Below are 245 nucleotides of genomic sequence, written 5' to 3'. Positions count from 1 at the left end.
AAGCGCATGCGAGAGGCGCTTGTTGTCGATCTCGGCGCCCTGGTCGATCCGCGCAATGCGGTCGTATTCCGTGTACGGCAACACGATGCCGTCAGCCTGAATCTCGATCCTTCCGTCTGGATACTCGACGACCTCCACGTACTGGTGGATCAGGTTGCGGTTGGCTACCGTGTCCTGCAGCAGATACATCACCCGGTCATACTGCACCGTCAGCGCATTCGTGACCTTGCGCGGCACGCGATAGG

The 245-nt window shown here is 60.0% G+C and carries 1 pseudogene; it reads right to left on the bottom strand.

Annotated elements, in window-relative coordinates:
* Window positions 1-245: pseudogene (locus PKKP23_RS33670) on the bottom strand (ISNCY family transposase); the annotation flags it as partial.

Source organism: Paraburkholderia kururiensis JCM 10599 = LMG 19447 (genome assembly GCF_003986935.1).
Lineage (GTDB): Bacteria > Pseudomonadota > Gammaproteobacteria > Burkholderiales > Burkholderiaceae > Paraburkholderia > Paraburkholderia kururiensis.
Note: the sequence above shows the minus strand (reverse complement) of the source record. Positions and strands in the feature narration are given on the sequence as shown.